The organism is Hyphomonas sp. (assembly GCF_040882205.1).
GTDB lineage: Bacteria > Pseudomonadota > Alphaproteobacteria > Caulobacterales > Hyphomonadaceae > Hyphomonas.
In genome coordinates this window covers 1-6,981 of record NZ_JBBEBT010000066.1, presented here as the reverse complement: position 1 = coordinate 6,981, position 6,981 = coordinate 1, and the positions used below count along the sequence as shown (strand labels likewise).

At 61.9% G+C, this 6,981-nt stretch carries 13 protein-coding genes and 1 pseudogene; all 14 read right to left on the bottom strand.

All coding sequences use genetic code 11. From position 1 onward, the window contains the following. Nucleotides 1–136: pseudogene (locus WEA77_RS02935) on the bottom strand (50S ribosomal protein L5); the annotation flags it as partial. Next, nucleotides 129–446: a 50S ribosomal protein L24 gene (gene rplX, locus WEA77_RS02930; RefSeq protein ID WP_368066366.1), complete on the bottom strand. Its 318-nt coding sequence runs from the start codon at nucleotides 444–446 to the stop codon at nucleotides 129–131. The pseudogene WEA77_RS02935 and the gene rplX, both read right to left, overlap by 8 nt. Nucleotides 447–448: 2 nt before the next feature. Next, nucleotides 449–817 (bottom strand): 50S ribosomal protein L14, encoded by a 369-nt coding sequence (gene rplN / locus WEA77_RS02925; RefSeq protein ID WP_291037111.1) that lies wholly within the window; start codon nucleotides 815–817, stop codon nucleotides 449–451. After that, entirely contained in the window at nucleotides 814–1,059 is a 246-nt protein-coding gene (gene rpsQ, locus WEA77_RS02920) for a 30S ribosomal protein S17 (RefSeq protein ID WP_368066364.1), read from the bottom strand. Before rpsQ ends, rplN begins: the two co-directional genes overlap by 4 nt. A gap of 10 nt (nucleotides 1,060–1,069) precedes the next feature. Further along, nucleotides 1,070–1,270, bottom strand: coding sequence for a 50S ribosomal protein L29 (gene rpmC, locus WEA77_RS02915; protein WP_368066363.1), 201 nt, complete (start codon nucleotides 1,268–1,270; stop codon nucleotides 1,070–1,072). A 3-nt stretch (nucleotides 1,271–1,273) separates the two neighbouring features. Continuing rightward, entirely contained in the window at nucleotides 1,274–1,690 is a 417-nt protein-coding gene (gene rplP, locus WEA77_RS02910) for a 50S ribosomal protein L16 (protein ID WP_368066362.1), read from the bottom strand. 5 nt (nucleotides 1,691–1,695) lie between these two features. Then, a complete protein-coding gene (gene rpsC / locus WEA77_RS02905) occupies nucleotides 1,696–2,433 on the bottom strand; it encodes a 30S ribosomal protein S3 (RefSeq protein ID WP_368066361.1) in 738 nt (245 codons plus the stop codon). Further along, complete coding sequence (rplV, locus tag WEA77_RS02900; protein ID WP_368066359.1) at nucleotides 2,433–2,822, bottom strand: 50S ribosomal protein L22; 390 nt, start codon at nucleotides 2,820–2,822, stop codon at nucleotides 2,433–2,435. Before rplV ends, rpsC begins: the two co-directional genes overlap by 1 nt. 2 nt (nucleotides 2,823–2,824) lie before the next feature. Next, nucleotides 2,825–3,103 (bottom strand): 30S ribosomal protein S19, encoded by a 279-nt coding sequence (gene rpsS, locus WEA77_RS02895; RefSeq protein ID WP_368066358.1) that lies wholly within the window; start codon nucleotides 3,101–3,103, stop codon nucleotides 2,825–2,827. Nucleotides 3,104–3,118: 15 nt separating this feature from the next. Continuing rightward, nucleotides 3,119–3,949, bottom strand: coding sequence for a 50S ribosomal protein L2 (rplB, locus tag WEA77_RS02890; RefSeq protein ID WP_368066356.1), 831 nt, complete (start codon nucleotides 3,947–3,949; stop codon nucleotides 3,119–3,121). Between the two features lie 18 nt (nucleotides 3,950–3,967). Beyond that, nucleotides 3,968–4,267, bottom strand: coding sequence for a 50S ribosomal protein L23 (locus WEA77_RS02885; protein ID WP_368066355.1), 300 nt, complete (start codon nucleotides 4,265–4,267; stop codon nucleotides 3,968–3,970). A 2-nt stretch (nucleotides 4,268–4,269) separates the two neighbouring features. Beyond that, complete coding sequence (gene rplD / locus WEA77_RS02880; protein WP_368066354.1) at nucleotides 4,270–4,917, bottom strand: 50S ribosomal protein L4; 648 nt, start codon at nucleotides 4,915–4,917, stop codon at nucleotides 4,270–4,272. Continuing rightward, nucleotides 4,917–5,675, bottom strand: coding sequence for a 50S ribosomal protein L3 (gene rplC / locus WEA77_RS02875; protein WP_368066353.1), 759 nt, complete (start codon nucleotides 5,673–5,675; stop codon nucleotides 4,917–4,919). Before rplC ends, rplD begins: the two co-directional genes overlap by 1 nt. Then, entirely contained in the window at nucleotides 5,675–5,995 is a 321-nt protein-coding gene (rpsJ, locus tag WEA77_RS02870; RefSeq protein ID WP_368066352.1) for a 30S ribosomal protein S10, read from the bottom strand. The genes rplC and rpsJ overlap by 1 nt, the downstream gene beginning before the upstream one ends. Nucleotides 5,996–6,981 lie beyond the last annotated feature (986 nt).

Genomic DNA, 6,981 nt, shown 5'->3' with positions numbered 1-6,981 from the left:
CAACGCCCATGTTGATCACGACCTTGTCGAGCTTCGGAACCTTCATCGGGTTCGAATAATTGAACTGCTCCTGCAGTTTCGCCCGGATCTCTTCCCGGTACTTCCGCTTGAGGCGGGGTTCATATGCCTCAGACATCGATCGATTCCCCTGAGCGTTTTGCAAAGCGCGTCTTGCGGCCATGCTGGTCAATCTTGAATCCGACGCGGACGGGCTTGCCGTCGCGCGGGTCGACATGGGCGACGTTCGACACATGGATGGCGGCTTCGAACGACTTGAGGCCGCCCGGATCCATCTGTGTCGGCTTCTGGTGGCGCTTCACGACGCCAACGCCGCGAACCACAACCTTGTTCTCGTCCGGCATGACTTTCAGGACTTCGCCCTGTGTGCCCTTGTCCTTGCCCGAGATGATGACGACCGTGTCGCCCTTCTTGATCTTCGCGGCCATGACTACAGGACCTCCGGTGCCATGTTGGCGATCTTGACCTGGTTCTTCGCGCGGAGTTCGCGCGGAACAGGTCCGAACACGCGGGTGCCGATCGGCTCGCCGTTGTTGTTGATCAGGACAGCCGCGTTCGAGTCGAAGCGGATCGTCGAACCGTCGGCCCGGTTGATGTCCTTCGACACGCGGACCACGACCGCCTTGCGCACGTCGCCCTTCTTGACGCGGCCCGTTGGGATCGCTTCCTTGATCGAGACCACGATCACGTCGCCCACCGAGGCATAACGGCGCGCTGCGCCGCCGAGCACCTTGATGCACATCACGCGGCGGGCCCCCGAATTATCGGCGACGCGCAGGTTTGTCTGCATCTGGATCATGCTTCGGTTCCTTCATCGGTGACGAGTTCCCAGCGCTTCAGCTTGGATTTCGGCGCACACTCGCGGATGGTGACGGTCTGGCCCTCGACGGCAATGTTGCCTTCGTCATGGGCATGATAGCGGTTTGACCGGCGGACGATTTTCTTCAGCATCGGATGTGTGAAGGTTCTCTCGATACGAACAATGGCTGTCTTGTCCTGCTTCGCGGAGACAACGACGCCTCTCATGGTACGTTTCGGCATGGGTGTCTCCTTACGCCTTACCTGCGAGGGCTTTTTCGCGAAGGATCGTCTTGATCCGTGCGATGTCGCGGCGGACTTCCGTCGCGCGGCCGGTTTTTTCCAGCTGGCCGGTGGCCGCCTGGAAACGCAGGTTGAACTGTTCTTTTTTAAGCTTCACAAGCTCGTCGCCGAGCTGGTCCGCCGTTTTCGATCTTACGTCAGCAGCTTTCATGGCTCAGATTCCCTCGATGCGCTTGACGACTTTGGTCTTGATCGGAAGCTTCGCGGCGCCGAGCGCAAGCGCCAGGCGGGCGGTGACTTCCGGAACACCATCAATTTCAAACAGGATGCGGCCAGGAGCGACGCGGGCAACCCAACGGTCGACAGCGCCCTTGCCTTTACCCATACGGACTTCGATCGGCTTCGCGGTCACCGGAACATCCGGGAACACGCGGATCCACACTTTGCCCTGACGTTTCATCTCGCGGGTGATCGCGCGGCGTGTCGCCTCGATCTGGCGCGCGGTGACGCGCTCCGGCTCGAGAGCCTTCAGGCCGAACTCACCGAAAGCCAGCGACGTGCCGCCTTTCGCCTGCCCGCTGATGCGGCCCTTGAAGGCCTTGCGGAATTTGGTTCGCTTCGGTTGACGCATTGGAATTACGCTCCGGCAGCTTGCGCGCCCGAAGCGGGGCCGCGTTGGTTGGCGTTTGCGCGTGCGCGCGACTGGCCCGAAGTCTCAAGACGCTTGTCCTGGGCCATTGGGTCGTGCTCGAGGATCTCGCCTTTGTAGACCCAGACTTTCACGCCGATGATTCCATAGGTGGTCGACGCTTCGGCGGTGCCGTAGTCGATATCGGCACGCAGCGTGTGCAGCGGCACCGAACCTTCGGCATACTTCTCGGTACGGGCGATCTCGGCGCCGCCAAGACGGCCCGAGACGACGATCTTCACGCCCTCTGCGCCGAGGCGCATGGCGGACTGGATCGAACGCTTCATGGCGCGGCGGAACGAAGCGCGGCGCTCGAGCTGGCGGGCGATGTCGTCGGCGATCAGCGTAGCGTCGATTTCCGGCTTGCGGATTTCAACGAGGTTCACGCGGACTTCGTCAGTCGTCATCGACGCGAGATCCTTGCGCAGGACTTCGATGTCCCCGCCCTTCTTGCCGATCACGAGACCCGGACGGGCCGTGTGGATCGTGATGAGGCATTTCTTGTGCGGACGCTCGATGATGATCTTCGAGATGCCTGCCTGTTTCAGCTTCTCGCGGATCTGCTTGCGGATCGCGAGGTCTTCGTGAAGCAGGCGGCCGAAATCGGAGCTGTCAGCATACCAGCGGCTGTCAGCCGTACGGTTGATGCCCAGGCGAAAGCCGATCGGATTAACTTTCTGACCCATTATGCGGCCTCCGCAGTCGAGCTGACGTCACGAAGGACGATGGTAAGTTGGGCGAACGGCTTCTGGATCGGTGCAGCGCGGCCACGGGCGCGGGCCCGGATGCGCTTCATCACGAGGTTCTTGCCGACATGGGCTTCGGCGACGACGAGGCTGTCAATGTCGAGACCATGGTTATTCTCGGCGTTCGCGATCGCGCTCTGCAGCAGCTTGCGAACGTCCTTGGCCGGACGTTTCGGCGAGAACTGCAGTTCGGCGAGCGCGCGCTCGACCTTCATGCCGCGGATCTGCTGAGCCAGCAGGTTCAGCTTCTGCGGGCTCGAGCGGTACATGCGCAGCACGGCGCGCGACTCGTTCGGGGCCTGCTTCGGAGGATTCTTGGACTTTGCCATGACTACTTCCGCTTCGCTTTCTTGTCTGCGCCGTGGCCGTAAAAGGTACGGGTCGGAGCGAACTCGCCGAGCTTGTGGCCGACCATCTCTTCCGAGATCGTGACCGGGATGAACTTGTTGCCGTTGTGGACCTGGAAGTTCAGGCCAACGAATTGCGGCAGGATTGTCGAACGGCGCGACCAGGTCTTGATCACGGCGCGCTTCTCGGACGCGCGGGCGTCTTCTGCTTTCTTCAGCAGATAGCCATCGACGAACGGGCCTTTCCAGACAGAACGGGGCATGTCTCGCGGCTCCTCTTAGCGTTTCGCGTTACGGCGACGGATGATCAGACGATCCGTTGCCTTGTTGGTACGGGTCTTGGGACCGCGGGTTTTCTTGCCCCATGGAGTGACCGGGTGACGGCCGCCCGAGGACTTGCCTTCACCACCGCCGTGCGGGTGGTCGACCGGGTTCATGACGACGCCGCGAACGGTCGGGCGGACGCCCTGGTTGCGGGTACGGCCAGCTTTCGAGCTGACTTCGTTCATCTTGTCCGGGTTCGACACGGCGCCGATCGTGGCAAGGCAGGTATCCTGGACCTTGCGAAGCTCGCCCGAGGCCAGCTTGATCTGCGCGTAACCGGATTCGCGTCCGACGAGCTGTGCATAGGTGCCGGCGGAGCGGACCATCTGGGCGCCCTTCTGGGGCTTCAGCTCGATATTGTGGATGATCGTGCCGACCGGGATCGACTTCAGCGGCAGGGTGTTACCCGGCTTGATGTCGGCGGTGGCCGAGGTGATCACGGTGTCGCCGACCTCAAGGCGCTGCGGCGCGATGATATAGGCCATTTCGCCGTCCTGATACTTTATCAGGGCGATGAAGGCCGTGCGGTTCGGGTCATACTCGAGGCGCTCGACAACGGCCGGGATATCCCAGCGACTGCGCTTGAAATCGACCTTGCGGTAAAGGCGCTTAGCGCCGCCGCCCTGGTGGCGCACGGTGATACGGCCCTGGTTGTTGCGGCCGCCCTTCTTGTGAAGGCCTTCGGTCAGCGACTTGACGGGGTCGCCCTTGTGCAGGGCCGAACGATCGACCAGTACGAGCTGGCGGCGGCCTGGCGAAGTCGGGTTGAATGTCTTCAGTGCCATATGCTTCGTCCTTCTCCCTTAGAGGCCCGTCGAAATGTCGACGGACTGGCCTTCAGCGAGCGTGACGATGGCTTTTTTCACGTCAGAGCGACGGCCGAGGAAGCCCCGGAAGCGTTTCGTCTTGCCCTTCTGGACCAGGGTGTTGACCTTCGTGACTTTGACTTTGAACAGGGCTTCGACAGCCTCCTTGATGGCCTTCTTGTCGGCCGTCGGCGCGACTTCGAAAACGATCTTGTTCTGCTCGGCAACCAGCGTCGATTTCTCGGTGATCAGCGGGCGGCGGATCACGTCGTAATGGTGGGCCTTCACTTCAGCCATGATCAAGCCTCCGCTTCTTCTTGGACGCCGTCGAAGCGGGCTTTTATGCCCTCAGCGGCTTCCTTGGTGATGACGAGCGTCCGGCGGCGCAGGATGTCGTAGACATTCAGGCCGGCGACGGGGAGCACGTCGATGTTCGGGATGTTGCGGGCAGCGCGGGCGAAGTTCTCGTTCACTTCGGCGCCCGAGATGATCAGGGCGTTCTCGATGCCGAGACCCTTGAACGCAGCGACCAGGTCCTTGGTTTTGCCGGCATCCATTTCAGCCTTGTCGATCACCAGGATATTGCTGTCCTTGACCTTCGACGAGAGGGCATGGGCCAGCGCCATCTTGCGGATCTTTTTCGGCAGGTCGTGCGCATGGCTGCGAACGCGCGGGCCGTGAGCCGCGCCGCCGCCGACGAAGATCGGTGCGTTGCGCGAGCCGTGGCGGGCGCCGCCCGAGCCTTTTTGCTTGATCGACTTTTTCGTCGTGCGGTTCACTTCCGAACGCGACTTTGCCTTGTGCGTACCAGCCTGACGGCGCGCGAGCTGCCAGCGCACGGTGCGCTGCAGGATGTCGCCGCGGATTTCTTCGATACCGAAGATCGCGTCGTCCAGGTCGATCTTGCCGGCAGCTTCGCCGGCGAGCGTTTTAACGACAAGTTCCATTAGCCTTCACCCCCGGCGGTCAGCTTCTCGGGCGCCTTGAACGAGCCAGCTTTCGGCGCATCCTTGTGGAGCGCTTTTTTCACGGCGTCGCGGATTTCAACGAAGGTACCATCGTGACCGGGCACAGCGCCCTTCACGAGGATCAGGCCGCGCTCGACATCCGTGCGCACAATCGTGAGGTTCTGCGTGGTGACCCGCTCGTCGCCCATATGGCCGGCCATTTTCTTGTTCTTGAACACGCGGCCCGGATCCTGGCGCATACCGGTCGAACCATGCGAGCGGTGCGACAGCGACACACCGTGCGTGGCGCGAAGGCCGCCGAAGTTCCAGCGCTTCATGACGCCGGCGAAGCCTTTGCCGATCGTATTCGCGGTAACGTCAACTTTCTGGCCTTCCACGAAATGGTCAGCGAGGACGGTCGAGCCGACTTCCGGAAGATCGCCGCTGACGCGGAATTCTTTCAGTTTCGACTTAGGGGCAACGCCCGCTTTGGCGAACTGGCCACGCAGCGCTTTCACGGTGCGCTTGGCTTTCTTGTCACCGGCACCAAGGATCACGGCCTTGTAGCCGTCGGTGCGGATAACTTCTCCGCCCTTCTTGGTTTTTACGGTGCGCTCTTCTTCAGTGCGCACGCCGACAACCTGGCAGCCTTCAAGCGACAGAACGGTCACCGGAATATGGCGGCCGTCTGCGTCGAAGACGCGGGTCATGCCGACCTTGCGGGCGAGAACGCCGGTACGGGGAGCAGGCAAAGTCATTAGCGGCCTCCCTCGAGTTTGATCTCGATGCCGACACCGGAGGACAGGTCGAGCTTCATCAGCGCGTCCACGGTCTGCGGGGTCGGGTCGACGATGTCGAGAATACGGGTGTGCGTGCGGATTTCGAACTGGTCACGCGAGGCTTTGTCGATGTGCGGCGACCGGATGACCGTGAAGCGCTCAATGCGTGTCGGCAGCGGGACCGGGCCGCGGACTTCCGCGCCGGTGCGCTTCGCCGTGTTCACGATTTCCTTCGCCGACATGTCGAGCGCGCGGTGATCGAAGGCTTTCAGCCTGATCCGGATATTTTGTTTTTCCATCTTGCTTCCGTCCGCGCAAAACACTTAGGCCCTGGGCGCGCAGCTCGTCAGCTTCGAGCGGCCCGGGGGCTTAGGTAGGGTTAAATTGTCAGTTTCGAGGGAGCGTTCGCTCTTCAAAGCGCAGCCTTCCCGGCGAAGTGGGGCGTATACGCGCGGGAATCGGAGGCGTCAACAGCCGTTAAGGGGGAATCTGCAGGGCAAAACGGCGGGAGGACCCGTCCAGAAACTGTCTATACCGCCAGCCGGGTTTGTGGACGGTTTACGTCCTCGATCCCTGCCTTGTCCGGGGGTGAGAAGTTTCCCCGCAGACTCCCGGCAGACTCCCCGCAGACTCTGGCCTTTCGGCGCCGCCGGCCCCGGAAGAGGCACGGCAGGGAGGCACCGCAATGAGCCGAATTTTCGGGAAAGTCTGCCAGAACGGCTTTGTCTCCCGCGGCATAGAACCCGCCATGAATCCCTGGATTACCGCGATGGGGGTCGGGCCCTGATTTTACATCGAAGACGTGAAGACCGACTGGTTGCGCCACCGGGGCACAGAATCGGACGCGAAGATGAGCATTGCGCTGGCCAGTTTTCGGCGATCTGCGAGATCGAGCTCATCCAGCCGCGAAACGAGGCCCCCTCAATGTACAGGGAGTTTCCCGGTGCTGGTCATGTAGGCCTGCAGCATATGTCCTGCTGGACCGAGGACTATCAGGGCCCCTAAGACAGGGCGCTGGCACTCGGCTACCGGGTTGGCCATGAGGCCAGCATCGGCGGCGAAAAGGGGCGCTTCGCCTGTTTCGATACCGAGGCCCACCCTGGAACCGTGATCGGGATTTCCGGCATCAGTAGCACCAAGAGACGGACTTTCGCGCAGATCCGCAAAGTGGCGGAAGGCTGGGACGGATCGGAGCCGATCCGCGTTATCCGTTAAAGACCCCTTCCCTCTCCATTCCCCACCCCTCCCTTCCTGTCCCGGCGAAAACCGGGCCCCATTGAGGCGG

Bases quoted from the DNA above. Each gene is read 5' to 3' on its own strand.
- rplN (WP_291037111.1), bottom strand. From the start codon at position 817: ATGATCCAGATGCAGACAAACCTGCGCGTCGCCGATAATTCGGGGGCC.
- WEA77_RS02885 (WP_368066355.1), bottom strand. From the start codon at position 4,267: ATGGCTGAAGTGAAGGCCCACCATTACGACGTGATCCGCCGCCCGCTG.
- rplB (WP_368066356.1), bottom strand. From the start codon at position 3,949: ATGGCACTGAAGACATTCAACCCGACTTCGCCAGGCCGCCGCCAGCTC.
- rplD (WP_368066354.1), bottom strand. From the start codon at position 4,917: ATGGAACTTGTCGTTAAAACGCTCGCCGGCGAAGCTGCCGGCAAGATC.
- rplC (WP_368066353.1), bottom strand. From the start codon at position 5,675: ATGACTTTGCCTGCTCCCCGTACCGGCGTTCTCGCCCGCAAGGTCGGC.
- rpmC (WP_368066363.1), bottom strand. From the start codon at position 1,270: ATGAAAGCTGCTGACGTAAGATCGAAAACGGCGGACCAGCTCGGCGAC.
- rpsJ (WP_368066352.1), bottom strand. From the start codon at position 5,995: ATGGAAAAACAAAATATCCGGATCAGGCTGAAAGCCTTCGATCACCGC.
- rpsS (WP_368066358.1), bottom strand. From the start codon at position 3,103: ATGCCCCGTTCTGTCTGGAAAGGCCCGTTCGTCGATGGCTATCTGCTG.
- rplX (WP_368066366.1), bottom strand. From the start codon at position 446: ATGGCCGCGAAGATCAAGAAGGGCGACACGGTCGTCATCATCTCGGGC.
- rpsC (WP_368066361.1), bottom strand. From the start codon at position 2,433: ATGGGTCAGAAAGTTAATCCGATCGGCTTTCGCCTGGGCATCAACCGT.
- rplV (WP_368066359.1), bottom strand. From the start codon at position 2,822: ATGGCAAAGTCCAAGAATCCTCCGAAGCAGGCCCCGAACGAGTCGCGC.
- rpsQ (WP_368066364.1), bottom strand. From the start codon at position 1,059: ATGCCGAAACGTACCATGAGAGGCGTCGTTGTCTCCGCGAAGCAGGAC.
- rplP (WP_368066362.1), bottom strand. From the start codon at position 1,690: ATGCGTCAACCGAAGCGAACCAAATTCCGCAAGGCCTTCAAGGGCCGC.